The 26,077-nt window shown below is 39.5% G+C and carries 21 protein-coding genes; 13 read left to right on the forward strand and 8 right to left on the reverse strand.

The features are described 5' to 3' along the window. The first annotated feature begins 27 nt into the window (after positions 1 to 27). Complete coding sequence (locus EMK97_RS00310) at positions 28 to 975, forward strand: zinc transporter ZntB (RefSeq protein ID WP_130598358.1); 948 nt, start codon at positions 28 to 30, stop codon at positions 973 to 975. A 106-nt stretch (positions 976 to 1,081) separates the two neighbouring features. On the opposite strand, the gene EMK97_RS00315 is transcribed toward EMK97_RS00310, so the two are convergent. Beyond that, a complete protein-coding gene (locus EMK97_RS00315; protein WP_130598360.1) occupies positions 1,082 to 1,267 on the reverse strand; it encodes a hypothetical protein in 186 nt (61 codons plus the stop codon). Positions 1,268 to 1,554: 287 nt separating this feature from the next. Between EMK97_RS00315 and murQ the strand changes: the two genes are divergently transcribed. Next, positions 1,555 to 2,523 (forward strand): N-acetylmuramic acid 6-phosphate etherase, encoded by a 969-nt coding sequence (gene murQ, locus EMK97_RS00320; RefSeq protein ID WP_130598362.1) that lies wholly within the window; start codon positions 1,555 to 1,557, stop codon positions 2,521 to 2,523. 46 nt (positions 2,524 to 2,569) lie between these two features. On the opposite strand, the gene EMK97_RS00325 is transcribed toward murQ, so the two are convergent. Further along, positions 2,570 to 3,682 (reverse strand): dipeptide epimerase, encoded by a 1,113-nt coding sequence (locus tag EMK97_RS00325; protein ID WP_130598364.1) that lies wholly within the window; start codon positions 3,680 to 3,682, stop codon positions 2,570 to 2,572. Between the two features lie 132 nt (positions 3,683 to 3,814). On the opposite strand from EMK97_RS00325, the gene EMK97_RS00330 reads away from it, so the two are divergent. The 3 genes from EMK97_RS00330 to EMK97_RS00335 all read left to right on the forward strand — a co-directional run bounded on the left by EMK97_RS00330 (position 3,815) and on the right by EMK97_RS00335 (position 6,198). Continuing rightward, on the forward strand, positions 3,815 to 4,339 hold the full coding sequence (locus EMK97_RS00330) for a DUF6942 family protein (protein WP_130598366.1): 525 nt from the start codon (positions 3,815 to 3,817) through the stop codon (positions 4,337 to 4,339). Positions 4,340 to 4,630: 291 nt separating this feature from the next. Then, the gene (locus EMK97_RS18960) at positions 4,631 to 4,798 is read left to right on the forward strand and encodes a hypothetical protein (protein ID WP_170176687.1); all 168 of its coding nucleotides are present in this window, start codon (positions 4,631 to 4,633) and stop codon (positions 4,796 to 4,798) included. A gap of 179 nt (positions 4,799 to 4,977) precedes the next feature. Then, complete coding sequence (locus tag EMK97_RS00335; RefSeq protein WP_130598368.1) at positions 4,978 to 6,198, forward strand: EAL domain-containing response regulator; 1,221 nt, start codon at positions 4,978 to 4,980, stop codon at positions 6,196 to 6,198. On the opposite strand, the gene EMK97_RS00340 is transcribed toward EMK97_RS00335, so the two are convergent. Together EMK97_RS00340 and EMK97_RS00345 are read right to left on the reverse strand one after the other, a co-directional pair. Then, a complete protein-coding gene (locus EMK97_RS00340) occupies positions 6,187 to 6,876 on the reverse strand; it encodes a TorF family putative porin (protein WP_246028843.1) in 690 nt (229 codons plus the stop codon). The genes EMK97_RS00335 and EMK97_RS00340 overlap by 12 nt on opposite strands. Positions 6,877 to 6,964: 88 nt before the next feature. After that, on the reverse strand, positions 6,965 to 9,283 hold the full coding sequence (locus tag EMK97_RS00345; protein ID WP_130598370.1) for a methyl-accepting chemotaxis protein: 2,319 nt from the start codon (positions 9,281 to 9,283) through the stop codon (positions 6,965 to 6,967). A gap of 127 nt (positions 9,284 to 9,410) precedes the next feature. Here EMK97_RS00345 and EMK97_RS00350 point away from each other — a divergent pair, with 127 nt between their 5' ends. Then, positions 9,411 to 10,457 carry a patatin-like phospholipase domain-containing protein gene (locus EMK97_RS00350; protein ID WP_130598372.1) on the forward strand — a complete coding sequence of 349 codons (1,047 nt, stop codon included), beginning with the start codon at positions 9,411 to 9,413 and terminating at the stop codon, positions 10,455 to 10,457. Between the two features lie 26 nt (positions 10,458 to 10,483). Here EMK97_RS00350 and EMK97_RS00355 read toward each other — a convergent pair whose 3' ends face one another. From EMK97_RS00355 to cmoA, 3 genes are all read right to left on the reverse strand, one after another. Continuing rightward, a complete protein-coding gene (locus tag EMK97_RS00355; RefSeq protein ID WP_130598374.1) occupies positions 10,484 to 11,830 on the reverse strand; it encodes an anti-phage deoxyguanosine triphosphatase in 1,347 nt (448 codons plus the stop codon). A 76-nt stretch (positions 11,831 to 11,906) separates the two neighbouring features. Continuing rightward, a complete protein-coding gene (cmoB, locus tag EMK97_RS00360) occupies positions 11,907 to 12,887 on the reverse strand; it encodes a tRNA 5-methoxyuridine(34)/uridine 5-oxyacetic acid(34) synthase CmoB (protein WP_130598376.1) in 981 nt (326 codons plus the stop codon). Between the two features lie 42 nt (positions 12,888 to 12,929). Continuing rightward, positions 12,930 to 13,664 (reverse strand): carboxy-S-adenosyl-L-methionine synthase CmoA, encoded by a 735-nt coding sequence (cmoA, locus tag EMK97_RS00365; RefSeq protein ID WP_130598378.1) that lies wholly within the window; start codon positions 13,662 to 13,664, stop codon positions 12,930 to 12,932. Between the two features lie 91 nt (positions 13,665 to 13,755). Between cmoA and EMK97_RS00370 the strand changes: the two genes are divergently transcribed. The 5 genes from EMK97_RS00370 to ruvB all read left to right on the forward strand — a co-directional run bounded on the left by EMK97_RS00370 (position 13,756) and on the right by ruvB (position 20,922). Further along, complete coding sequence (locus EMK97_RS00370) at positions 13,756 to 16,650, forward strand: transporter substrate-binding domain-containing protein (protein WP_130598380.1); 2,895 nt, start codon at positions 13,756 to 13,758, stop codon at positions 16,648 to 16,650. 109 nt (positions 16,651 to 16,759) lie between these two features. Continuing rightward, the gene (gene aspS / locus EMK97_RS00375; protein ID WP_130598382.1) at positions 16,760 to 18,535 is read left to right on the forward strand and encodes an aspartate--tRNA ligase; all 1,776 of its coding nucleotides are present in this window, start codon (positions 16,760 to 16,762) and stop codon (positions 18,533 to 18,535) included. Between the two features lie 87 nt (positions 18,536 to 18,622). Beyond that, positions 18,623 to 19,150, forward strand: coding sequence for a crossover junction endodeoxyribonuclease RuvC (gene ruvC, locus EMK97_RS00380; protein ID WP_130598385.1), 528 nt, complete (start codon positions 18,623 to 18,625; stop codon positions 19,148 to 19,150). A gap of 68 nt (positions 19,151 to 19,218) precedes the next feature. Next, the gene (ruvA, locus tag EMK97_RS00385; protein ID WP_130598387.1) at positions 19,219 to 19,854 is read left to right on the forward strand and encodes a Holliday junction branch migration protein RuvA; all 636 of its coding nucleotides are present in this window, start codon (positions 19,219 to 19,221) and stop codon (positions 19,852 to 19,854) included. Between the two features lie 57 nt (positions 19,855 to 19,911). After that, entirely contained in the window at positions 19,912 to 20,922 is a 1,011-nt protein-coding gene (ruvB, locus tag EMK97_RS00390; protein ID WP_130598389.1) for a Holliday junction branch migration DNA helicase RuvB, read from the forward strand. A gap of 66 nt (positions 20,923 to 20,988) precedes the next feature. On the opposite strand, the gene EMK97_RS00395 is transcribed toward ruvB, so the two are convergent. Continuing rightward, on the reverse strand, positions 20,989 to 21,498 hold the full coding sequence (locus EMK97_RS00395) for a DUF2062 domain-containing protein (protein ID WP_130598391.1): 510 nt from the start codon (positions 21,496 to 21,498) through the stop codon (positions 20,989 to 20,991). Between the two features lie 90 nt (positions 21,499 to 21,588). On the opposite strand from EMK97_RS00395, the gene EMK97_RS00400 reads away from it, so the two are divergent. Beyond that, positions 21,589 to 24,120 carry a DNA internalization-related competence protein ComEC/Rec2 gene (locus EMK97_RS00400; protein ID WP_130598393.1) on the forward strand — a complete coding sequence of 844 codons (2,532 nt, stop codon included), beginning with the start codon at positions 21,589 to 21,591 and terminating at the stop codon, positions 24,118 to 24,120. 133 nt (positions 24,121 to 24,253) lie between these two features. Then, a complete protein-coding gene (gene msbA, locus EMK97_RS00405; RefSeq protein ID WP_130598395.1) occupies positions 24,254 to 26,056 on the forward strand; it encodes a lipid A export permease/ATP-binding protein MsbA in 1,803 nt (600 codons plus the stop codon). Positions 26,057 to 26,077 lie beyond the last annotated feature (21 nt).

Here is a 26,077-nt window from a genome sequence, read left to right on the forward strand (position 1 = left end):
AAAGGATTAAAGGAAGAGGGGAAAGAAATGATCTACGATTTTATTGTTGAAAGTTGGCATTTTGATCAGCAAGGAAAATCAACACCAATAGAAAGCAATGCCCAGTTAGAAAACGATTCTTACTGGCTGCATTGTAACCGCTCTTCAGCGCAATTTGAAAAGTGGTTAATGGATGAGGGGGTTGATGAGTCCATTATTGAGTCCTTATTAGCAAGTGATACCCGGCCAAGATTTCAGCAAATAGATGACAGTAGTTTTTTTCTTATTCTGCGTGGGGTAAACCTTAACGCCGGTAAAGAGCCTGACGATATGCTCTCCATTAGGCTGTTATACACCCCTAAACGAGTGATCACTTGTAATTTACAGCAGTCTAAAGCCATTGCCTCGGTGGCAAAAGATTTGCGCAAGGCAAGAGGCCCTGAAAATATAGAGCAATTGGTTATCGCTATTTTAACTCAGCTTAATGCTAAAATTGATGCGGTAATAGAGCCTATTGAAGACTTTATCAATGCACAAGACAGTGATGAGTTTAGTAATGAGCAAATCTCGGAAATTAACTCACAGCATCGAAAATTATTAAAGCTTAATCGCTTCTTAAAACCGCAACTTTATGCCTTATCAGCCTTAAGTAAAAACGATATCGCCGCTTTTGAACCCTATAAAGTGAATATTGCCAATCAGCTTGATACCTTGCAACGTATCGTTGATACCATTGACTTTTACATTGCGCAAATTGATGTGATTAACAACCGTATTGCCCAACTAAATAGTGAAGTTATGAATAGAAACACCTATTTGCTTTCTATTATTGCCGGCATCTTTTTACCGTTAGGTTTTCTTACCGGGCTATTTGGTATCAATATTGGTGGTATGCCAGGCGTTGAAAATTCCAGTGCATTCTACTGGTTTTGTGGGCTATTAACAGGCATTGGAGTATTTGAAATATATTTATTTAAACGACTGCGCTTTTTGTAAAGAATCCTTTGTAAGGATAGCTATATACAAGATAAAGTTTTAACGAAAACAGGCGCAATTTAGCGCCTGTTTTTATATCGCCTTGGTGCGCTTTTTAACAGAGGGTTTAACCACCAATAGGTGTAACGCCTTTTACTTGTAAGCCATTAGGCGTATCCGTTACGTCTACGCTGTGATAGTTGAGGGCAAAGGTCATTGCTTGTAGTTTGCACTGTTTTTTGCCATTGATAAGTATGGTATTTCTAGCCGAATGTTTAATTTCACGGATGGCTTTTGGGGTATTTAATTGCATGGTATTCCCTTACTGTGGTTAATCTTTGTGTGTTTTTTGAACAAAAGTAATTATAGATAAGTTTTTACAGTTGGCGAATTTGTCATACAAATAATGGTAACAAGATATTTTAGACGCTTTATAACTAAAATGTGCCTTATTCATTGCTTGATAAAAAAGTAGGTGTTAACAGTATGCTAGCTTATACTGTTTTTCATTCTCGCCTGAATTGTACTGGACGCCGAGTATTGAGCGCTTAGCACTGATTACAGAGTACAAAGTACATTAGCTTTATAGGAAACTTATCAATGACAGCTTCGTCAACTTCTTCAACCTCATCAATTAACGCTATTGCCAAAGAAAAAGCTTTATTATCAGATTTGGCTACTATGGTGTCTGAAGGACAAAATCCTGCGACATTAGCTATTGATACTTTACCCACCACAGAGGTACTAACCTTGATAAACCAGCAAGATAAGTTAGTGGCTGGTGCGGTTGAAAAAGCAATTCCTAACATTAGCTTAGCGGTTGATGCCATTGTTGAGGCGTTTAAAGCTGGCGGACGTTTGATTTATGTAGGCGCAGGCACCAGTGGCCGTTTAGGGGTGCTAGATGCGGTAGAGTGTCCACCAACCTTTTCGGTCAGTGATGATATGGTGATTGGCTTAATTGCTGGTGGCGAAAAAGCTATGTATAAAGCCGTGGAAGGGGCAGAAGATAGCGCTAGTTTAGCAATTGAAGAGTTACAAGCAATACACTTTAATGAAAAGGATATTTTAGTTGGCATTGCTGCCAGCGGTAGAACGCCATATGTAATTTCAGCCATTGATTATGCCAATAGCTTAAGTGCAACTACGGTTTCTGTTACCTGTAATCCGGGCGCGCCCATTTTGGCTAATGCCAATATAGGTATTTGCGCTGAAGTCGGGCCTGAGGCGCTTACTGGCTCAACGCGAATGAAATCTGGCACTGCGCAAAAACTAATTTTAAATATGTTAACTACCGCAAGTATGATACGTCGTGGTAAAAGCTATACAAATCTTATGGTTGATGTGCACGCCAGTAATGAAAAGCTTTATGCCAGAGCCAGTCGTATTGTGATGCAAGCAACTCAGTGCACTCATGAACAAGCGCGCGAGGCGTTACAAGCGGCTAATTACAGCGCTAAATTAGCGATATTGATGATACTCACCAATGTTGATGTTGAAACCGCGAAAACACTCATTGATAACAATGATGGCTTTTTACGTGCAGCGGTAGATGAGTATAAAAAGTAGTTTGTTAGTTAACTTACTCATTGCTTTTAGCTTGTGCTATAGCCAGTTATTTCGCCTGTTTTTTCGCTTGGCTTAGCAAATTAATTGCCTGTGCTGATGACTCTACACCGCCCCATAATTGCTGATTTAATGGCGACATCATACCTGTTTTGATATCAAAGCCATGGGCTCTGTCGTGCTTTATGAGCACAGGGCCATCAAGGTCAATAAAGTCTGCATAAGGGCTAAGTAAGGAAATTGGTGCCATGGCTAATGAACTAGCTACCATACAGCCGAGCATAATTTTTAACTGGTGTGCTTGTGCTGCGCGCATTAGTTCAACGGCCTGAGATAAGCCGCCGGTTTTATCTAATTTTATATTAATGGCGTTATAACGTGTTGCCAGCTCGCTTAAATTGTTCAAGTTGTTTAAATTATTTAAGCTTTCGAGATTGTGACATGACTCATCAGCGCATAGAGCAACTTTTAATGAGAGCTCGGCTAGTGCTTGATCATTACCTGCAGGCAAGGGTTGTTCTATTAAATCTACATTAAGCAAAGATAAAGCGTGATCATTCGCGGTGAGATCATCAACTGTCCAGCTCTCATTGGCATCTATGATAAAACGGCTTTTTGGCGATGCCGCGTGCACGGCAGTCATTTTTTCAAGTATGTTTTGATTATTTAACTTTACTTTAATCAATGGCGCTGGTGCGAGAGTTTGCGACGCTTTTGCCATGGCACTTGGGGTATCTATACTCAGGGTTTGTGCGGTTACACATGGCTTGGCGTTTTTTAGTGCCAGTAATTGTTGCACTGATTTTTGCTGCTGTTTTGCTTGTAAGTCCAGCAGCGCACAATTCAAGGCATTGCTGGCTGCACCACTAACGTGCTTAGCTGCCTGTTGTTTAAGTTTAGCTAACGTGTTGTTTTGAGTTATCGCCGTTATTAATTGCGTGCTGGCACTGGCAATCGATTCTTGATACCTTGCATAGGGCACTGATTCTGCCCAGCCAAAGTGGTTATTATCTGAAATCACTACCACTAAGGTTTCTGCCTGTGTTTTTGCGCCACGCGATATTCTAAATACATTGGTAAGTGCAAATGATTGGCTAAATAGGGCAATTCGGTAATCGCATGCTTGTTTATAGAAAAGTAATTCTGGCGCTGCTGTGGTCATAGTAATAGAGTTCTTTTTAACGCGGTTAGCAATTTATTTTCATTTTGAAGATGTTACCATTAGCATTCTTGTTTATCAGAAAAAACTATCTGAAAAAAGCTAATAGAAAAATTAACTAACAGAAAGGTAAAAATGCAGGATATAGGTTTAGGGTGTCGCGATTATAACTTGGCTGTTTATATTGCTAATAAGCCTGATGTTATTGAGTATGCAGACTTAACCTCGGTTATACCTATGGCACCGGGTGAAATTTATGCCGTAGGGCAGGCTTGCGGTAATGGTTGGCGTAAGGTTTTTAATGTTTATGCTAAACTGGTTTTTGCTTTACCAGTAGATTTATTCTCTTATGTTGATGGTGCTGAAAGTTGGCAGCAGTTTCGCGATAAATCACTATTGCAGCAACAAAGTAAACTCGCTTTGTTGTTTTCTCCCCCCAAGCTAACTCAACAAAACTGCATTCATATTATTTGCGGGCGAACTTATGCCAAACAGCTGCTTAAGGAGCATAAGCTTAACTGTCAATTAACTTGGTTAGATAATGAGTTTGCTATTGATAAACACAAGCGATTAATTGTTTGTCCTTATTTTGATTATCGACAGCTGTCTAATAGTAAAGTACTTTACTTGGTGAGTTTGCTAAAGCAATTAGCTAAATAGAGCACTAACAAACTAAATTGTTAATAAATCCGATGGGGTGTTTACTTTTTGCGCAAGTATAGGTATAGTTGCGCCCGTTCCATAGTTTTGCCTAAAGTATGGAACATTCATCCTCAATGAATATTCGTGTTTTGTCTTTCCCTTTCACAGTCAGTCAATACCTTATACATGTAAGTAAAATTAGCTTTACTGCAATCTTGTCTGCATTATTTTCAAGTTGAATTTTGTTTCGCCTCGTTGCGCGCTAAAGCTAGGTAGACGGCGTTTATACGTTCGTTAAGGAGTAATAGTATGTCTTATACATATCAGGGCAAAATTTATACAATAAAAAAACCAGTTAAATCGGTATCGGTAAACAAACTTAATGTGGTTGTTAAAGATCAGTCTGGCGCACAATTGTTTAAATTTTCTCGCGTTAATGAATCAAAAGACTTTCTAGCTATGTTATATCAAGGCTAAATATGCCTGTTGATATCAATATTAGTTAACAATAAGCGAGCTTATTATGAAAAATAATAGCTCGCTTTTTTTATATATTTGCTTATCTTTTTAATTCAATAGCTTGCTTTTATGGCAATTAGGGCAATACTTACTTTGAGCGCTTTTTGTTGTTAAGTAGCGCGTTAGGAACCTAGCAAATGGAAAGCAAAATGGACGTTAATACGCAAACCAAGGGCTTTGATTGGATAAATGTATTGCTGGTGGATGACAGCTCAGCGATTCTAGATTATGTTAGCACCGTACTAGAACAAAACTTCAATATTTCTAATATTCACGCAGCCTCTTCTGCACCTGAAGCAATGCAAGTATTGCGTCAATCTAAACATATCAATTTACTTTTTCTTGATTTAAATATGCCTAATGTTGATGGCATTCAATTGTTAGAACAAATTCATCGCCTGCAATATAAAGGCTATATCGTTATTATGAGTGGTATTTCTACACAAATAATTTCGTCTGTGGAGAACCTAACCAAGAAATATGGCTTAAATTACATAGGTACCTTGCTTAAACCTATTCATGAAAATGATTTTATTCACATCATTGATAAAATTGGTACATCGCGAAGAAAGCTTGAACAGCGAGAGTCGCTAAAAACTTATGAGATAATTCGCGCGATTAAAAACAATCATATTGAAGTGCTTTATCAACCACAAGTTGATTTAGTGGCAAGAAAATTTATGGGGGTTGAAGCCTTATGTCGAATGAAACACCCTAGGTTAGGTATGGTTTCACCTGATAGGTTTATTGATAAAGCTGAAGAAAGCGAACTGATTATTCATATAACCTTAGCTGTGTTTAAAAAGGCGATGCAAGATTGGAAGAAGTGGTACCTTAATGGCTTAAATATTAAGTTATCTATTAATGTGTCACCCGTTGCTTTGCAGCAGGCAGAGTTTGCTGATACGGTATTTATGCTCTTAGCGCAATATGCCATGAAACCTAAGAATTTATGCCTAGAGGTAACAGAAGGTGTATTAGCGGATGATCAAATTCAAGAGTTAGCCAACTTAAACCGTTTGAGTATGCGCGGTGTCGAAATAGCCTTAGATGACTTTGGTCAAAGCCACTCAACCATTGAACGATTACAAAAACTCCCGATTAATTATCTCAAGTTAGATAAAAGTTATTTTATTGATAATAAAGGCAATTTAAACCAGTTATCATTAATCAATAGTAGCTTGTCTCTGGCTAAAAAACTCAATATTCGTACTATTGCTGAAGGGGTAGAAGATAGCTCTATCATGAGCTTAGTCACTGAGATGGGCTGTGATTATGCGCAGGGCTACTATATAGGTCGCCCACTCGAAGCCAAGCGTGTGGTTTACTGGAAAAGAGAGTGGGACTCAATAACCTAGTTCGCTAATACACTGTTGCGCTTTTGATAAAAACTCTAGTGCGATACTGTATGATATATAGGCTTTAACATCGCTATCAGACAAATTAGTATTTGAAACCCCTAAGGTAAAGCCAAGTTTACTAAAACTTACGCCGTAGTCTATATAGCTTTCGCCGGCATAAAAATCATCAAGCCCGGCACCTAAATGTAAGTTAATTTCAGCATCAGTAAGCACGTTAAAGTTAATATCAGCTGCAAGATAGGAATCATCCGTAAAGTCAGAACCATCGGCATGAGCTAAAACCGAGTAACTTAGTGTAAACATGCCGTAAGATAAGCTGGCATTGATTTCACTAAAATCAACATCCGCGTCGCTGTCAGGGTAGGCGTAATAAATAACGCCAACAGAGTAATCAATCTCGCTAATTTGAGCAGCGTAGCCAGCGTATAAATCTAGTTCATAGCTCATACCGTCTGACCAATCAGCATTTGATACCCAAGTGCCAGCATAAAAGCCAGAGCTCATGTTATAGTCTAAACCGCCAGATATAGCAGCTTTGCCATTGGTTTGTTCTAATCCGCGCCATAAGTAGTTGCTGGTAGCGCCAACGTTAGCTGATAGTTGGTTTTTTGCATAAGTTAAAGGGGCACTGAGGTAAGTTATCATCATCAATAGTAGGGAAAATAATATCTTCATGGTGGCCTCGTATTCATCTTAAAAACATCAATTGATTGAGCAGCTTATTGTTTTTGCTTTATTGCTTATCTCAATTGCTCATGGTGAGTTAGAGGGTAAATTCACTCATCTTCTCTTCTAAGTTTTTCACCAGTTGATCAAGGCGTTTTACATCTTCTTTACTTAAATTCGCCTTATCAGAAATATTATGGGAGTTATCAGCAATTTCAGTAACATTTTTGTTGATATCGTTTACCACCATACTTTGCTGCTCAGAGGCACTGGCAATTTGAATATTCATATCGCTAAGCTGTTCAACAAGGCTTAATATATCGGTAATGGTTTGTCGATTTTTCTCACATGAATGAATACTGTGATTAGCTTTTTCACTTGAGGAGGTAACCATTTTCACTGTATTTTGTGTTTCATGCTGAAGCGAGTTGATTTTCTTACGAATATCTTCAGTTGATTGCTGAGTTCTACTGGCTAAGGTTCTTACTTCATCAGCGACAACGGCAAAGCCTCTACCTTGCTCGCCAGCTCTTGCCGCTTCAATTGCAGCGTTTAACGCTAATAAATTGGTTTGCTCAGCAATAGATTGAATAACATCGAGCACAGAGCCAATGGATTGACTCTCTTCTGCTAGCTTGGCAATAGATTGTGAAGCTGAACTCATGGTTGAATTGAGGTCGTTCATATCTTGTTGTAACTCTTCAGCAGAATGATCACTGTCTTCACATTTTATATTGGTCTCTTTTACCGTATTAGCTGCATCAGCGGCATTGCGGGCAACTTCTTGAATTGTGGCAAGCAGCTCATTTGTGGCAACAGCCATGCTATCAGCATTGTCTGATTGATGTTGAGTTTGCTCTGTGGTTTCGTTCATATTGGTGAGCATGGTTTCTGTTGATTCAAGTAAAGTTTCAGAGAGTTTTTCAACGGAGTGAAGTATCTCTTGAATATCATTAATGAGCTGATTGAAGGAGTTTGCTAAGCTGTGCAGTTCGTCGCTGCCATTGTATTCTACGCGGTTGTTTAGATTCTTATCTGCGGTTATTTTGTTTACTTGGCTGATAAAATTATTAATTGGCGTAGAAATACCTTTACCCACCATAAAGCCACAAAGTAAGGTTATTGGAACAAGGACAAGAATGATGACGCTGATGACAAGCCAAATTCTCGAGAGCATTTCATCTTTATCTTTCATGGCTTCGGCGACATCTATTTCACTTAAAATAGCCCAAGTTACGCCATCTATTTTTAATGGTGCAAATGCTGATAAGACATCAACATCACGATAATCCTGTATCGACTTAATGCCTGATTGGCCACTGATGGCTAGCTTAGCACTTTCGGTTGATACTTTATGAAGGCCAATACCTGAATTGCTAGCGCTAATTTTATCGACAATATGTTTTTCAATACCTGAGGCGTTAAGTGCGTTAACGTAACCTGCTTTGTCTTCAATTAAAAAGCGACTTTGGCTGCGTAGTAGTAAATCACTACCAACTAGGTAAGTTTCTCCTGACTCGCCCAAACCAATATTCTGCCATTGTTCGTTGTAGGTCATTAACGAGTTGATTTTGCCAATGGGCATTTGAAATATAAGCACGCCAATTTTTTTACCTGCATCTGAGTATATAGGGGAAGAGATAAACGCCGCTGCGGCATCGTAAGAAGGAAAGTAGGGGGAAAAATCAATTAAGAAACTGCTGTTTTTTTCTGTACTTTGATTTGCAGCAGCGAATGCTTTGGCAAGTCCAGTATCGCGGTAAGGGCCGCTGATGAGTGATGTGGCAAAGTCTAGCTCTTTAAATACACTATAAATAACATAGCCTGTTTCAGGCTCGACTAAGAAAATATCATAAAAACCAAAGGCATCTAAAAATTGGTTTAAGTGCGGATGGTATTTTTTGTGGACTTGGCTATAAGTACTGTTGTCGTTGGCATAATTAAGTTTGTTTTTGTTACCCAGAGGGTTGTTATTGCCGCTAATGTAAGCATGTTGAATGGATTTAGAGTTTTGATTGAGTTGTTGGAACTTATCGACAGAGCTTATTGTTGATGCAGGGTTTTGCTTTTTGTATTCTTGATCAAATTGCTCTGTATAATATTGCCGTAATTTATCATTATTTTGCATTGATGTTTGAGCCTCGTAGTTAAAGTACGTATCATTAAGCTCTTGCATCATATTGATTATCATGCGGTTATTGGAGTAGGTAACCACTTCATGCTTTAAGGTTAAAAAATAGTTCTCAATTTGTGTTTTTTGAACTTCTCGAATAGCAATTAATTGGCTAAAGGCTCTATTTTCCAAAGCAGTAGCAGCAATGGAGGATGCTTGCCAGCCTACTAAAGAGCCCGCGGTAATGATACCTATGGCAGAAAGTAATACTGAAGCAAGAATGATCTTATTAGAAATTTTCATGGGCAACACTCAAGCAAGTTAAGCCATAAAAAGAAGTTTAGTCTGTTTTTGATATTTTTGTTTGTTTTTTGAACTGTTTGTAATTGACCAGGTTAGTCATCATTACAGCGTCAACAAGAGTTAGGTTATGTTAGATATATACGCAGGCAGAGCAGCCTTAGAAAAAATACAAGGGCAAGGTTTTAAGCAGGAGTTATTTACTTCTTTCTATGGCGCATCTGGCGGGCCTAAGTGGTTTACGCTCTTTGGCTTAGATAAACTGATATTTGGTGAGTTTTTTAAAGACAGAACAACAAGGCTTAACTTGCTGGGTTCATCAGCTGGTGCATTTCGTGCTGCTTGCTTTGCTCAAGCTGACCCTGTTGCTGCGATTACTCGCATGGCTGAGTCCTATTCGCAAACGGTTTATTCTAAACAGGCTAAAGCAGATGAAATTACCGCTAAAGCTAAAGAGATAATTGACTACACTATGGCAGGTCATGGTGTCGATGAAATTCTTGCTAACGAGATAATAAAAACTCACTTTTTAGTGAATAAAGTGAGCGGTTTAGCAGGCTGTGAAAACAAGTTATGCCAATCATTAGGCTTGATTAAGAGTATTGTGCTTAATCGTTTTGATCGTAAATTATTGGCTTCTCAGTATCAGCGCTATGTTTTTAAATCACCTAGTAGCCATTTAGCTATTAAAGATTATTGTGGCTTTACTACAGAGTATGTCGATTTATCCGTATCAAATTTTAAACAGGCTTTGTTAGCCTCAGGCTCTATACCTATGGTAATGCAAGGTGTGCGAGATATACCGCAAGCAACAAAAGGCATGTATCGCGATGGTGGTATTGTTGACTATCATTTTGATATCGATATTGCCAACAGAGATGGCTTAACTTTATACCCACATTTTAATGCAAGGCCAAAGGCAGGTTGGTTTGACAAGCGCCTAAATCGCGATGTGCAATCATATAATTATGACAATGTGGTTATGTTGGTGCCATCTGATGAATTTGTTCAGTCGCTGCCCTTTGGCAAGATTCCAGATCGTACCGACTTTACCACTATGGATGCTAAGCCGCGTATCAAATACTGGCAATCGGTGTTGGCGCAAACAGAAAGACTGGCAGAGAGTTTTGATGACTTTATTAACAAGCAAGCGTTAGAGAACATCAAGCCATTTTAAACTATGCCGATACGCTTAAGTGCTTTTTAGTAAAGCTGAAAGCTACTATCTGCATTGGCAGAGAATAACGATTGATACAGTCGTGTGGCGTAATCGTCTGTCATACCGGCAATATAATCAGCAATAACTCTATGGGCATTTTGATTATTGGTCTTGGCTTCTTGCCAGCGTTTAGCGCTATTGTTTGGCATTAGTCTGATTGGATCTGATGACAGCGCTTCGAACAATTCCATTACGATTTGTTGACCACGATATTCTAACCGTTGAATATTGGTTTGCTTAATAACAAAGGTGAGCACAAAGTCTTTAAATATTTGTAAAACCTGTGCGATATTTTTAGGCAAAGCCGCATTGTATCTAAGCAAAGGCTCAGAAAAATTCACGTCATCTTGTTCATTTAAGTCGACTATGGTGATGGCGGTGATCAAATAGTTAACTAAACCACCGATGGCGTCTTTTTGTTTGTGGTGCTGCTCGCTAAAGAGCTTGTCAGTTAGGGTTTTACTGTAGTCAAACAACCAAGCATCATCTATTTGCTGTAATCGGGCAATAACATGTTCTTTAAAGTCAGTTTGATTGACGATATTAGTGACAATGGCATCTTCTAAGTCGTGAATGCCATAAGCAATATCATCTGCCAGCTCCATAATAGAACAATCGAGCGATTTAAAGCGGGTTTTATGATGCTTTGTTGGCTCTGATTGCTGTTTTACTTGTTGGAATAACAGCCTGTCGTCATTTGATAACGGTGAAAGCACCCAATCGATAATGTCATTGTCGTCACTATATAAGCCTTTAGGTGGATGCCAGTCGTGTGCTTTTAATTGCCTAAAGTTAGTCACAGGTGTTAGGTCACGCGCTTGATTTAACTGCTCGATTTGTACAGGGTATTTCATTAAACCAAGTAGGGTGCGCCGACTTAAATTCATACCATAGTGTTCGCTAAAGGTTTCTAAGCGGGCGACAATGCGTAATGTTTGCCCGTTGCCTTCAAAGCCGCCATGTTCACGCATCATATAATGCAGCGCTACTTCACCACCATGGCCAAAGGGTGGGTGACCTATATCATGGGCTAAGCAGATAGTTTCTATCAAGCTGTCTGTGGCAGGAAATAGTGCTGCACTTAATTCTGGGTACTTACAACGAAGTTGTGCGGTAATGCCAGAGCCAATTTGTGCTGCTTCAAGTGAGTGAGTTAGCCGCGTTCTAAAAAAGTCACCTTGGCGAGAGCCCATAACTTGGGTTTTTGATTGTAAACGCCTAAATGAAGCCGAGTGCAGTACTCGGGCTCTGTCACGCTGAAAGGGATCACGGTGATCTAATTGTCTTTTAGATACTTTTTTTAATCGACGCTCTAACCAAATATCACTCATGCACATTCACCTAAATAAATCTCGCTGATTTATTTATAACCTAATGAATGCTTATTTACGAGACTAAGTTGTTCACTTATTTAACATTTGCAATAAATATTGCTCGTTTAGGGGCAGGGTAACCCTCAATGGTTTTGCTGTTGTCGTTAGGGTCTAAGAAATCTTGTAACGACTCGGTATCAATCCACTGTGTTTTTCTTTGTTCTTCAAATGCGGTGATATCGGTATTGACCACACGAACATTAATAAAGCCGCAGCGCTCTAACCAGGCACACATAGCTTGTGCGCTAGGTAAAAACCATACATTGCGCATTTTGGCGTAGCGTTCACCGGGTACTAGTACAGTGTTTTCATCGCCATCAACAATCAAGGTTTCCAGTACTAGTTCTCCTCCAGGTGCAAGTTGTGTTTTGAGTTGATAGAGAAAATCTATAGGTGAGCGTCTATGATAAAGTACGCCCATGGCAAAAACGGTATCAAAGGCTTTTAGCTCTGGTAATTGCTCAACACCCAGTGGTAGTAAGTTGACTTTTTCATCTTGGATAAAGTGTTGAACAGCATTAAATTGCATGAAAAATAATTGTGTTGGGTCTATGCCTACAACAAACTTTGCACCCGCTCCACGCATACGCCATAAATGATAGCCACTGCCACAACCAATATCTAACACATAGCGATTTGATAAGTCACTGATATGATCAACTAATCTATCCCACTTAAAATCAGAGCGCCACTCGGTATCAATGTGCAAACCATGAATGTGATAAGGGCCTTTTCGCCATGGCTTAAATTTTTTCATTAAGTTTTCAAGGCGTTTAAATTCACCCTGATTTAAATCTTCTTGCTTACCAACAAAGACACCCTTTTTAAGATCAATCTCAACAGGGGTATCGCAGTGAGGTTTAGGTAGAGCGTCTAGCGATTTTTGCCACAGCTTATAATCGCCGTGTAATTCGTGCTGTTGCCAATGGCTAAGTTGTGCAGGCAGGGTATTTAGCCACTCACTTAAACGGTTGCTGGCGATTTGTTGATAAAATTGAGTAAATGGCTTATTCATGGAATGTCTTATTGGTAATCGAAAATTAACTGTCGCTGTATATTATTTAATGGCGACAAAAGAAGTAAAGTTAAAGCATTGAAACCACGGCGATATATGGTTAAAGCCTGCTTTTTCTAAACGCTCAATATGCTCAGGTATAGTGTCTGTTAACATCACTTTTTCAAGTGCGGTACGCTTTTGCGCAACTTCTAATTCACTATAACCGTTATCGCGCTTAAAACTGTGGTGTAAATCGATTAACAGTTCATCGGCGACTTTATCACCATGGTTAAATTTTTCAGACAAGACTAATAAGCCGCCTTTATTTAAGCCAGCAGCTATCTTGTTTAGTAGCGCTTGACGTTGTGATCTTTCAATAAACTGTAAGGTAAAATTAAGGACTACCATGCTGGCATTGTTAATTTCAATATCTTGGATATTACCTTCAATGATAGTTACTGGGGTTTTGCCTTTAAAGGCATCGATATGTAATTTACAGCGTTTAACCATATCGGCTGAATTATCAACACCATAAATATGACAATTTTCAACGTTAATGCCTTTACGCATAGCAATGGTTGCTGCACCTAATGAACAGCCTAAATCATAAATATTGCTATTTTCTTGAACAAATTGTTGGCTAAGTCGCCCTATTGTGTCGATAATGGTACTATAGCCTGGCACTGAACGGCTAATCATATCAGGAAATACTTCGACCACTTGCGCATCAAAAGCAAAGTCTTTTACTTGCTTGTGTGGGTTTGAGTAGATTAAATCAGTATCAGAAGCGTGCATGTTGGCGTATATATATTGGTTGTTTATAGCGAAGCGCTATTTTAACTGATAACCAAGATAAGATAAATAATAGAGATTTAAGGGTTCGTGTTTGAAAGCTTTTATTCGGTATTTCTGTGTTGTCTTGGCATTATTTAGCTTATTTGCCAGTGATTTTGTCTTTGCTTGGTCAAATAGTGAGTTGTCATTTTATCGCGCTGAGGAGAATCAATCCGCTGATTTTTCTAAGGTTGAGGGCAAACTCACCATAGCGATTAACAAAACATCGTTTCCCTATCATTCAATCAATTCACAAGGGCAGGCTGTTGGCCTGATGATAGATCTATGGCGGTTGTGGGCGAAAAAGCAGCAAGTCGAGATAGCGTTTGTGCCCTTAAGCTGGACAGAAACCTTAAAACAGGTTGGCTCAGGCGAAGTTGATATTCACGCGGGTTTATCTATTATCGAGCAGCGCCGTGAGTTTTTAGCTTACTCGCAAGCCATTTTTCCTTTATACACTCATGTTTATGTTCATAGAGAATTAACTAATATAAACAGCGTTAATGATTTAAGCCCTTATGCTGTTGGCGTGGTTAAAGGCTCAGCTCATATTAATATGCTCGCTAATGCTTACCCTGAGTTAAAACAACGTTTATTTAATAGCCGCCATGAGCTATATCAAGCGGCCATGAATAATGAGGTGCTGGTATTTACAGGCCTTGAAAAGCTGGCATCTGATTATGAGTTTTATCAGCAGCTACAGCAAATGTTTCCTGCGCATAAAAGGTTGAGATATCAACAAGGAGAGTATGGCGTTGCGGTTGCTAAAGATAGAGTGGACTTGCTTGCCTTTATTGAGCAAGGCTTTGCCAAGATCACTTTAGCAGAGCGTGTCGCAATTGAGCGAAAATGGCTTGGCTTAGAAAAGCAAAAAAATAGTTTGTTGGTAGCGATTGCGCCAAACTATTCGCCTTATATGGCGTTAACGCCTAGTGGTAAACCGCAAGGATTATTGGTTGATGTTTGGCGCTATTGGGCACAACAAGCCGGGGTAAACATTGAATTTGTGGCACGTGAAATTACTGAGGATATTAGCCTAGTAAAAGAGAAAAAAGTTGATGTTTTATTGGCTTATCCACACACAGGAAATGGCATAGACGATGTGCTTTTTGCTCAAGATATTTATCAATCAAGCGCGCAAGTTTATGTGGCAAAGCATGTTTTAGGGATTGAGTCACTATCCTCTTTTACTCAGCAAAGTAAAGAGCATCTTATCGGAATTTGGCAAGACTCGCCCTTTAAAGCGCAGTTGCTTGAGCAATATCCAAACCTTAATTATCGTGTCTATGCAAGCTCAGACGAGATGTTAAAAGCGGCTGAGCGTAATGAGATCAGCGCCATGATAAGTTTAGTTGATTTAATGGATGCAAAATTAGTGCAGGCTAATTTGCAATCGTCTTTTTATCGATTAGACAAACCTGTTTTTACCGTGAGTTTATCGCCGCTAGTACATCAAGCCAATAAAGAGCTACTTAACTTGATTAATCAAACTTTTACTGAGCTAGATATAGAGCAGTTAGTTAAGTTAGAAGAGCGCTGGCTAACAAGCACTGATAGGTATTATAAAAAGTTGGCGCAAAAAATTACCCTTACCGCAGAAGAGCAAGCATTTTTGCAAGCAAAATCAAGCATTCGTGTTGGTATGGTAAATGACTTGTCGCCAGTTGAATTTGTTAATGATGACGGCGAATTTGCCGGCATAAACCGAGATATACTTGATTTAATTGCACAAAGAACTGGCTTGAATTTTACTTATCGAGGTTATGATACCTGGCAGCAATTATTCCAAGCATTATTAAATGAAGAGATAGATTTACTTGGCAGCATTACTCCGACAGATAAACGTAAAGAGCAGATGCGCTTTAGCGAAAGCTATTGGCGAATGCCTTGGGTGATAATGCATCCTCAGCATGTTGGCAAACAATCTAAATTAACCGACTTTTATGGCAAACGTGTCGCCATTGTTCGTGGCTACTATTTAATCAGCCAATTAAGAAAACAGCATCCGCTGATATCTTTTATCTTAGTTGATAACAGAAAGCAGGGTTTAAAAGCACTACAGCAAGGAAAAGTTGATGGCTTTATTACTACAATTGCCGCCGCCACTGAGTTATTAAAACAAGAGAGTTTAATCACTATGATGGTTTCTGTGATGGAAACCGTTAACCTTGATGATAGCCGCTTTGGCATCAATAAAAACTTACCTTTACTGGTGAATATTATTGATAAAGGGCTAATGTCGATATCGGAAAAAGAAAAACAAGCCATTTATGATGATTGGTTTTCAGTAGAAATTAATACCGGGTTAGATAAAAACGTAGTGCTACAAGTTGGCGCGCAAATCGGCATTATTATTTTATTAGTGCTTATTGTGATAGTAATGTGGAATAGACGCTTACAAAGTGAAATTAACCACAGAGAGCAGCTTGAACAAATAATGAAGCATATGGCCACCCATGATGAGTTAACTGGGCTGGCAAATCGTGTGCTGTTAAAAGATAGGTTAAGCACAGCCATTGAATTTCATCAACGACAAGCCTTGCAAATGGCGGTGTTATTTATTGATTTAGACGGCTTTAAAACGATTAATGATAGCTATGGTCATGATGTTGGTGATGAGTTACTTAAAATTGTTGCGCAGCGGTTATCAGGTTGCGTGAGAAAGTCAGATACTGTGGTTCGCTTTGGTGGTGATGAGTTTGTTTTACTGTTAACTGGTTTACATAGTGAGAATGAAGCCGCCTATGTTGCTGAAAAAGTATTACATTTAATGCAAACGCCATTTGAGTTATCAAAAACGAAAGCAACCATAGGCTGTAGTATTGGTATTGCTATGTACCCAGGTGATGGTGAGACTGATAACGACTTGTTAAAAGTTGCCGATACACTTATGTATCAGGTTAAGGCGGCAGGCAAAAATCATTTTGTTTTCAATGAGGCATCCTAGCAGGTGACATTGCTAATCTTTGCTTTATAATAGGCGCAAAATTTTATCCTAACGAGCGGTAATGAATGTATTAGCCGCTTGTCGCTATTATTATCAAGGCAAAAATTAAATGCGTAGTCTTTATTGTGGTGAGGTAAATGAATCTCACATTGGTCAAGAAGTCACTCTTTGTGGTTGGGTTAATCGTCGTCGTGATTTAGGTGCTGTTATCTTTCTCGATTTACGAGACAGAGAAGGTATAGTACAAGTTGTTTACGATCCTGATTTGCCTGAAGTGTTAGAGGTAGCAAATACCCTGCGCAATGAGTTTTGTGTGCAGTTAAAAGGTAAAGTGCGTGCTCGCCCTGAAGGTCAAGTGAATAAAGATATGAAAACCGGTGCTATTGAAGTGCTAGGTTTAGAATTAACCATCTTAAATAAATCAGCACCATTACCGTTAGATTCAAACCAAACCAACTCTGAAGAGCAACGTTTAAAATATCGCTATTTAGATTTACGCCGCCCTGAAATGACAGAGCGTATGCGTTTTCGCGCTAAGGTAACCTCTGCTGTACGTTCATCACTTGAAGCGCAAGGCTTCTTAGATATCGAAACGCCGATTTTAACGGCGGCAACGCCAGAAGGTGCCCGCGATTATTTAGTGCCAAGTCGTACTCATAAAGGTAGCTTTTTTGCATTACCGCAATCGCCACAGTTATTTAAGCAATTGCTTATGATGTCGGGTATGGAGCGTTATTATCAAATCGTTAAGTGTTTCCGTGATGAAGACTTACGTGCCGATAGACAGCCTGAATTTACGCAAATCGATATCGAAACCTCATTTATGACCAGTGAGCAAGTAATGGCAGTAACGGAAACTATGATCCGTGAATTATTCCAAAAGTTACTTGATGTTGATTTAGGCGAATTCCCTCGTATGCCATACTCAGAAGCCATGGCACGTTTTGGTAGTGATAAGCCTGATTTACGTAATCCATTAGAAATCGTTGATGTGGCTGATATCTTAAAAGATGTCGAGTTTAAAGTGTTCTCAGGCCCTGCCAATGATGAAAAAGGTCGCGTAGCGGTAATTAATGTACCAGGTGGAGCGGCTAAGTTCTCACGCAAAAACATTGATGATTTAACTAAGTTTGTTGGCATCTATGGCGCTAAGGGTATGCCATGGATGAAAGTGAATGATCGCGATGCTGGCCTTGAAGGCATACAATCACCTATCTTAAAATTCTTAGATGAAGCGTCAGTAAGCGCCTTATTAGCGCGTACTAACGCACAATCTGGTGATATCATTTTCTTTGGCGCTGATACTTATACTACCGTAAGTGAAGCTTTAGGTGCATTACGCCTTAAACTCGGTGAAGATTTAGACTTATTAGAAGGTGAATGGAAGCCATTATGGGTTGTTGACTTCCCTATGTTTGAAGAAATTGATGGTCATATGCATGCCTTGCATCATCCATTTACAGCACCAACTAATGCGACACCAGAAGAGTTAGCAGCAAACCCAGCTGGTGCCTTATCTGATGCTTACGATATGGTATTAAATGGTTGTGAATTAGGTGGTGGTTCGGTGCGTATTTTCGATCAAACCATGCAAGCAACCGTATTTAGAATTTTAGGTATTAGTGATGAAGAAGCTCAAGAAAAATTTGGCTTCTTACTTGAAGCATTGCAATACGGTGCGCCACCGCACGCAGGTTTAGCTTTTGGTTTAGATCGCTTAGTGATGTTAATGACGGGTGCAAGCTCTATTCGTGATGTAATGGCATTCCCGAAAACAACGACTGCAGCTTGTCCGTTAACCAATGCTCCGGGTCAAGCAAACCCAGCACAATTAGAAGAATTAGGTATAGCGACAATTGCTCAAGAGTCTTCTGAAGAAGCCTAAGAAAATAGCTAGTGACTTAATAACTGATAAAAGCGTATTGTATGGGTAACCACAATACGCTTTTTATTTTTGGGTAAAGAATAACCTATGAGTATTATTTTAGGTATAGATCCTGGCTCGCGCTTTACTGGCTATGGTGTAATCAAGCAGCAAGGGCGACAACTGACTTACTTAGGCAGTGGCTGTATAAAAGCGCTGAGTCAAGGGGATGACTTAGGCTCACGATTACAGACCATTTTTGCTGGAGTCAGTGAAATAATCATGCAGTTTAAACCGGATATGTTTGCCATAGAGCAAGTGTTTATGGCGAAAAACCCTGACTCCGCGTTAAAGCTTGGTCAAGCACGAGGCTCGGCTATTGTTGCCGCTACCAACAATGATTTAACTATTTATGAGTATTCGGCAAGACAAATAAAACAAGCGGTGGTTGGCACAGGTGGGGCTGATAAATCTCAGGTTCAGCATATGGTTAAGACCATGTTGAAACTACCAGGCACGCCACAAGCGGATGCTGCTGATGCGTTAGCAGTGGCACTGTGTCATGCCAATAGTTTTGACAATATTACTAAGTTATCTGGGCAAGCAAGTAAAACCGTGCGTGGAAGACTTCGCTAAAGGTAACTTTACTGTATAAATATATAGTGTTATATTTGCCAAATAAAATGCTTAGTTAGGTAACTGATGTGATAGGTCGTTTACGCGGAACGTTAATAGAAAAAATTGCCCCAGAAATTTTAATTGAATGCTCAGGTGTTGGTTATGAAGTCAGTATGCCAATGACCAGTATTTATGCTTTACCTGAGCTTAATGAGCAAGCCACTATTTACACTCATTTTGTGGTACGTGAAGATGCCCAACTATTGTATGGTTTTGCCAACAAAGTAGAGCGTAAGCTATTTCGATTATTAATCAAGGTGAATGGGGTTGGTCCCAAACTGGCGTTAGCAATTTTATCTGGCATGTCTGCCGATCAATTTGTTAGTTGTGTTAATCATGATGATGTTAGTGCCATTGTAAAAATACCTGGGGTAGGCAAAAAAACGGCAGAGCGCTTATTGGTTGAAATGCGTGATCGCTTAAATGATTGGCAAGCACAAATGCCAATGCATACGCCAGCAACCGATGCCATGCCAGAGCAGCTATCAGCTGAATATACCTTTGTTGATAATTTTGTTAGTGATAATAAAGGTGATGCGATTAATGCCTTATTATCATTAGGTTATAAACAGGTTCAAGCAGATAAAGCGGTGAAACAAGTTTATAGTCAAGGTATGTCGAGTGAAGATATAATACGTGATGCCTTAAAATCTATGCTGTAAAAGCAAAGTTAAACTGTTAGCTAATATGAAGTACTGATATACAGGAATATCTAGATAATGATTGAAGCGGATCGCTTAATTGAGCCAGTTGCTACTGTGGAAGATGAAAGTGTTGATAGGGCTATTCGCCCGAAAATGCTGCAAGACTATACTGGTCAAGCTCATGTGAAAGCACAAATGGAAATTTTTATTCCAGCAGCGAGAAATCGTGGTGAGCCACTTGATCATTTACTTATTTTTGGTCCGCCAGGTTTAGGTAAAACCACCTTAGCCAATATTGTTGCCAATGAAATGGGCGTTAATATTCGTACTACCTCGGGTCCTGTACTTGAAAAAGCCGGTGATTTAGCCGCGCTTCTAACCAACTTAGAAGAAAATGATATTTTATTTATTGATGAAATTCATCGCCTTAGCCCAGCCGTAGAGGAAGTGCTTTACCCTGCAATGGAAGATTACCAGTTAGATATCATGATAGGCGAGGGGCCGGCCGCACGCTCTATTAAACTTGATTTACCGCCATTTACTTTAATTGGTGCTACCACCCGAGCTGGCGCACTGACTTCACCGTTAAGGGATCGCTTTGGTATAGTGCAGCGCCTAGAATTTTATAACGTTGCAGATTTAACTAGCATTGTTGCTCGCTCAGGACACTTTTTAAATTTAAACATTGATGAGCAAGGCGCTTTTGAAGTGGCTAGGCGCTCACGTGGCACGCCTAGAATTGCTAATCGTTTATTGCGCCGAGTGCGTGACTATGCCGACGTTAAAACTCAAGGTGTTGTTAGCCAAGATACCGCCGCTGCAGCATTGGATATGCTCGAAGTGGATAATGAAGGCTTTGATATCATGGATAGAAAGTTACTGCATGCTATCATTGATAAGTTTATGGGCGGACCTGTAGGTTTGGATAATTTGGCGGCTGCAATTGGTGAAGAGCGTGAAACCATTGAAGATGTTCTAGAGCCATTTTTAATTCAGCAAGGTTTTTTACAACGCACGCCAAGAGGCAGAATTGCAACCGATAAAGCCTATCAACACTTTGCAATGGAGCGACCTAAAGATAGTTGATGGTTAACTAATAGCAGTTGCATTAACTCATTGAGCATTCAGCGATAGTTAATTCAATTGCTATGATTATTTTTGCGCTCTTTCTTTCCATGCTTTGGCGACACTGTAACGCCAAAGCGCCTGAATCCCAAAGTAACCAATAATTGCAAATACTGTAGCTAATATGCCGCAGCCAAGTAAAAATGCTGGGCCTATTGTTGATAGGCTATCTACCACCCATTGCCAGCTCGCTTCAAAGGCAAATTCTTGCTGTGGCTGTGCTAGCACTAAAGTACCGACTAGATAACAGGCGTAGAATATTACTGGCATAGTAAGTGGGTTAGTTAACCACACTAAGGCGATAGAAAGGGGTAAATTGGCATGAAATATAATGGCAGCGCCAGCAGCTAACACCATTTGAAAAGGCACAGGAATAAAGGCGAAAAACAACCCTATCGCAAAGGCTTTTGCTACTGAATGACGATTGAGGTGCCATAAGTTGGCATTGTGTAATAAGTTACCAAAAACCTTTAAATACTTATTGTCTTTAATGGTTTGATGATCCGGCATCATACGTTTTATGGTTTTCTTTGGCATAAAACTAATTAATCTCTAACTAATTGTCGGGTTAAGCTTTAATTATTCTACTATGATTAAGTGAGGATAGTTAAAGGATTTAACGTCACTATGGACTGGTGGTTATTGAGCTTTTTTCTTGGTGCTATATTGTCACTATTTTTGCCCATAGTACCAGAGATTTTTCAGCTATTTTTACTTCTTTTGCTCTCACTGGGGCTTTTTTATTACAAACCATTGCAAAAGTGTGCTGCTATGTTGCTTGGCGCAGTCTGGGTATTGTATGGAGCTAATCAATATTTTTCAGCTAAGCAGCAATTGTTTGATGATATTAGTCATCAAATAGCTAACGCAAAAAGTCAAACCATTCAGGTAAAAGGCAAGTTGCTCAGTTTACAAGATTATGGTGAACACCTTGGTAATGATAAAAAGCTTGATGCTAAAACCTCTTCTGTCAGTACATCAGCTAAAAAACTACGCTTTAATTTTGAGATCATCCAAATTAGTAGCAAAGTCTTAGCTAAGCCGGTTATTGTGCGACTGTCTTGGCAGGCGCCATCGTTTTCAATAGCACAAGGGCAAGTGCTTAGTTTGAGGGTGAAGTTAAAGCCTAGCCATAGCATGGCTAATTTAGCGGCCTTTAATTATAAAACCTGGTTAATTAGTAAAAGCATTGTTGCGACAGGCTATGTTGTTAATCAGTCAAAAACGCTATCAGGCTCTGATCATAAGGTATTAGAAAATAACCAATCCTTAAGACAGCGTTTGTTTTTTCAGTACCAGCAGTTATTGCCTGAACAAGGCAAATACCAAGGTATTTTATTGGCTTTGGGGTTTGGCGATAGAAAGCAATTAAGCCCAAGACAATGGCAGGTATTACAAGCTACAGGTACCAGTCATTTAATTGCTATTTCAGGGTTACATATTGGTTTAGTTGCCAGTTTTAGCTATGTGCTTTGCATGTTGTTAATTAGAATTTTACCGCTAAAGCATGATAGTTGGCCGCTATTAAATATTCGATATTTCGCTATATTGCTTAGCTTATGCTGCGCAGTTGCTTATGGCTTTCTTGCCGGCTTTTCTACGCCGACATTGCGGGCGTTAGTGATGCTGTTTATCTTTTGGTTTAGTCAATTATGCTTAATTCACTTAAGCTATTTACGCTGGTTATTGCTCACCGTCTTTGCCATTATTTTACTCTCGCCATTAAGCTTAATGACGGCAAGCTTTTGGTTGTCGTTAACGGCGGTGGCTCTGATATTCTCTGTGTTATGGCGGTTTCGAGCTTATTTTTCTGCAGAACATAAGCTGTTAACATTTTTTAAGGGCTTGATAATAGTACAGTTGGCTTTAACGGTATTTTTACTCCCTTTGTCAGCGCTTTTCTTTTCACAAATACCTTTACTTGCATTGCCTGCTAATTTGATTGCTGTACCCTTTATGAGTTTTATTGTCATACCTATAACCTTAGTCTCAGTGGTAAGCAGTGTAGTATTTCCATCGTTGGCAGTGTTTTTGATTGAGCTTGCCAGCTATGCACTTGAGTTAATTTGGCTTTGGCTTGAGTATTTGGCTAACCTTCCGTTTGCTGTGGTGAAATTGTCTAACACACTAAGTCAACTAATTATGGTAACCGTGACCTTAGTGCTATTAATGACTATGACTAATTTTACTTACCCTTGGCGTAGTCAGTTTTTCACTACCTGGTTAAACTTGGGTAAGGTATCTGCTGTGTTACTGTGTGGTGTTTTGCTTAGTGGCTCTAGTCTTGTTGAAGGCTCTAACCTTGTTGAAGGCTCTAACCTTGTTGAAGGTAACAAGCGCACTATAAATCATGCAAGTTTGCCGATAACGTGGCAACTACATCTTATTGATGTTGGTCATGGCTTATCAATATTGATCACTCAAGGTGATATGGCGCTGTTGTATGATACAGGTCCTAGTTATCGCGGTGGCTTTAACATGGCTGATGCGGCAATTTTGCCATATTTACAACATTTAGGGATAAGGCAACTTGATGCACTTGTGTTAAGTCACGGTGATAATGATCATAGTGGCGGGTTAGCCCAGCTAGCTAACGAGTTAACTATCAAGCGCTTATTAACGAATGTTAGTGTGCCTGAAGAAATAGCGATAGATAGTACTCCTTGCCAACAAGGCGATAGTTTTGCTTGGCAAACGCTTACATTTGAGGTGTTATGGCCATCAAAAGCGCATTTAGCGACGACTTTATCGGCAACTGACGGTAAGCAGAAAAATGATGACTCTTGTGTTTTGCTAATATCTGATGGTTTTTCCAAGGTATTACTTACCGGTGATATTTCTAAAAAGGTTGAAGCAAAGCTTATTGCACATTACCCAGAGCTTGAAGTGGATATATTAACCGTGCCACATCATGGTTCAAAGACCTCATCAAGTGATATATTTTTGGCAAGTTTAAGACCATCATTAGCTATTGTCAGTGCAGGTTTTAATAATCGCTGGAATATGCCTGTGCCAGAAGTTAAACAGCGTTATCGTCAGCATGATATTCAGTTACTTAATAGTGCCGAGCTTGGCATGATAGTGATTGATTTTTCTCAGCAAGGTTGGGTAACGGGCAATTTTAGAGAAGACTTTAGACCCTTTTGGATTGCTATTTAACTTGTATTTGAACGCTAGCGGCTTTTATTTAGTTGGTTAGCCTTTAAATTCACGTTAATATACCTATATTACTAGTACTTCGATTCAATTACCGATTGCTTTTTAAAGCAAAATCGCTGAGATCTCATAACGAATGACCGACTCATCTTCAAATAATTCTGTAAATAACTCTATCGTACCTAGTCCGCAAGCAACAACTTGGCAAAACTTTGTTCGTTTAATGAAATATGCCAAGCCATATAAGTTAGGCTTTGTTGCAGCCATTATCGGTATGCTAGGTTATGCTGCCATTGATGTTTATTTTTTATCTAAATTAAAGCCACTGATTGATGAAGGGCTGGTTGGTACCAATCCTGAATTTATGAAGTGGGCGCCGGTTTTTGTTGTCGGTGCCTTTGTTGTTCGCGGTATTTTTCACTTTGTCGCCAACTATTGTTTAGCTTGGGTGGGCAACCATGTGGTTACTGATTTAAGGCAACAATTGTTCGAACATATCATGAGCTTACCTGTTGCTTTTCACGATAAAGAATCAACGGGCGCGCTTATTTCAAAAATTACCTTTGATACGGAACAAGTATTACATTCGGTAAGTAAATCCATTTTAACCATTATTCAGCAAAGTGCTTTAGTTATCGGTCTGTTAGGCTTGATGTTTTACTATAGCTGGCAATTGTCGGTTATTTTTTTACTGGTTACACCTGTGATTGCCGTTATTGTTAATGTGGTATCTAAGCGTTTTCGCGCCGTCAGTAAGCGTATTCAAGGGGCTATGGGGGAAGTAACCACAGCGGCAGAGCAAACCTTCAATGGTCACAAAGTGGTGCTTACTTTTGATGGTCAACAAAGAGAGTTTGCTCGCTTTGGTCAAATCAATAAACATAACCGCCAACAACGGATGAAAATGATTGCCACTAAGGCTTCAAGTGTTCCTATTATTCAAATTATCGCATCGTTTGCACTTGCCTTTGTTTTTTACGCAGTTACTTCAGAAACGTTACGGGAAATTATATCACCAGGTATTTTTGTCAGTATTATTACCTATATGACCATGTTATTAAGACCATTGAAATTGCTAACCAATGTTAATAGTGAATTTCAACGTGGTATGGCGGCATGTGTTAGTATTTTTGAAGTATTTGATCAAGAAAAAGAGCAAGATGCAGGTACAATAGCGCTTAATAAGGCACAAGGTCATATTCGCTTTAAGCAAGTTTGTTTTGCTTATGATTCAAGTGCTGAAAACGCTAGTGAATCACAGTTAGCATTAGATAATGTTTCTTTTGATTTAGCTCCGGGGGAAACCTTAGCTTTAGTTGGTCGTTCTGGCAGCGGTAAATCAACGGCAAGTTCTTTATTGCTGAGGTTTTATGATGCAACCTCGGGCGAAATTTTAATTGATGAGGTAAATATTCAAGACTATAAGCTTGATGATTTACGTAAGCAGTTTGCTTATGTATCACAACAAGTGGTGCTATTTAATGACACCTTAGCAAACAATATTGCTTACGGTAAACCTGAGGCCACAGAAGAAGAAATTATTGCTGCGGCAAAAAGCGCTCATGTGTTAGAGTTTGCTGAAAATATGGAGCACGGCTTACAAACCAATATTGGTGAAAATGGTGCTTTACTCTCGGGTGGTCAACGACAACGTGTCGCCATCGCAAGGGCCTTATTGTGTGATGCGCCGTTCCTAATATTAGATGAGGCAACCAGTGCCTTAGATACAGAATCAGAGCGCCATATTCAAGATGCGCTGCAAACCTTACAGCAAAACCGCACCTCTATTGTGATAGCTCACCGCCTTTCTACCATTGAAAGTGCGGATAAAATTATTGTTATGGAGCAAGGAAAGGTTATCGAGCAGGGCAATCATCAAAGCCTACTTGAACAAGGCGGTGCTTATGCACAATTGCATAGTTTTCAGTTTGATTCCTAATACTGTTGGCGTTTAACTGAA

This window comes from Litorilituus sediminis, from assembly GCF_004295665.1.
Taxonomy (GTDB): Bacteria; Pseudomonadota; Gammaproteobacteria; order Enterobacterales; family Alteromonadaceae; genus Colwellia; species Colwellia sediminis.

Bases quoted from the DNA above. Each gene is read 5' to 3' on its own strand.
- EMK97_RS00325 (WP_130598364.1), bottom strand. From the start codon at position 3,682: ATGACCACAGCAGCGCCAGAATTACTTTTCTATAAACAAGCATGCGAT.
- msbA (WP_130598395.1), top strand. From the start codon at position 24,254: ATGACCGACTCATCTTCAAATAATTCTGTAAATAACTCTATCGTACCT.
- murQ (WP_130598362.1), top strand. From the start codon at position 1,555: ATGACAGCTTCGTCAACTTCTTCAACCTCATCAATTAACGCTATTGCC.
- EMK97_RS00315 (WP_130598360.1), bottom strand. From the start codon at position 1,267: ATGCAATTAAATACCCCAAAAGCCATCCGTGAAATTAAACATTCGGCT.
- EMK97_RS00345 (WP_130598370.1), bottom strand. From the start codon at position 9,283: ATGAAAATTTCTAATAAGATCATTCTTGCTTCAGTATTACTTTCTGCC.
- EMK97_RS00400 (WP_130598393.1), top strand. From the start codon at position 21,589: ATGGACTGGTGGTTATTGAGCTTTTTTCTTGGTGCTATATTGTCACTA.
- ruvB (WP_130598389.1), top strand. From the start codon at position 19,912: ATGATTGAAGCGGATCGCTTAATTGAGCCAGTTGCTACTGTGGAAGAT.
- ruvC (WP_130598385.1), top strand. From the start codon at position 18,623: ATGAGTATTATTTTAGGTATAGATCCTGGCTCGCGCTTTACTGGCTAT.
- EMK97_RS00335 (WP_130598368.1), top strand. From the start codon at position 4,978: ATGGAAAGCAAAATGGACGTTAATACGCAAACCAAGGGCTTTGATTGG.
- EMK97_RS00395 (WP_130598391.1), bottom strand. From the start codon at position 21,498: ATGCCAAAGAAAACCATAAAACGTATGATGCCGGATCATCAAACCATT.
- aspS (WP_130598382.1), top strand. From the start codon at position 16,760: ATGCGTAGTCTTTATTGTGGTGAGGTAAATGAATCTCACATTGGTCAA.
- cmoB (WP_130598376.1), bottom strand. From the start codon at position 12,887: ATGAATAAGCCATTTACTCAATTTTATCAACAAATCGCCAGCAACCGT.
- EMK97_RS00350 (WP_130598372.1), top strand. From the start codon at position 9,411: ATGTTAGATATATACGCAGGCAGAGCAGCCTTAGAAAAAATACAAGGG.
- EMK97_RS00340 (WP_246028843.1), bottom strand. From the start codon at position 6,876: ATGAAGATATTATTTTCCCTACTATTGATGATGATAACTTACCTCAGT.
- EMK97_RS00310 (WP_130598358.1), top strand. From the start codon at position 28: ATGATCTACGATTTTATTGTTGAAAGTTGGCATTTTGATCAGCAAGGA.
- EMK97_RS18960 (WP_170176687.1), top strand. From the start codon at position 4,631: ATGTCTTATACATATCAGGGCAAAATTTATACAATAAAAAAACCAGTT.
- cmoA (WP_130598378.1), bottom strand. From the start codon at position 13,664: ATGCACGCTTCTGATACTGATTTAATCTACTCAAACCCACACAAGCAA.
- EMK97_RS00330 (WP_130598366.1), top strand. From the start codon at position 3,815: ATGCAGGATATAGGTTTAGGGTGTCGCGATTATAACTTGGCTGTTTAT.
- EMK97_RS00355 (WP_130598374.1), bottom strand. From the start codon at position 11,830: ATGAGTGATATTTGGTTAGAGCGTCGATTAAAAAAAGTATCTAAAAGA.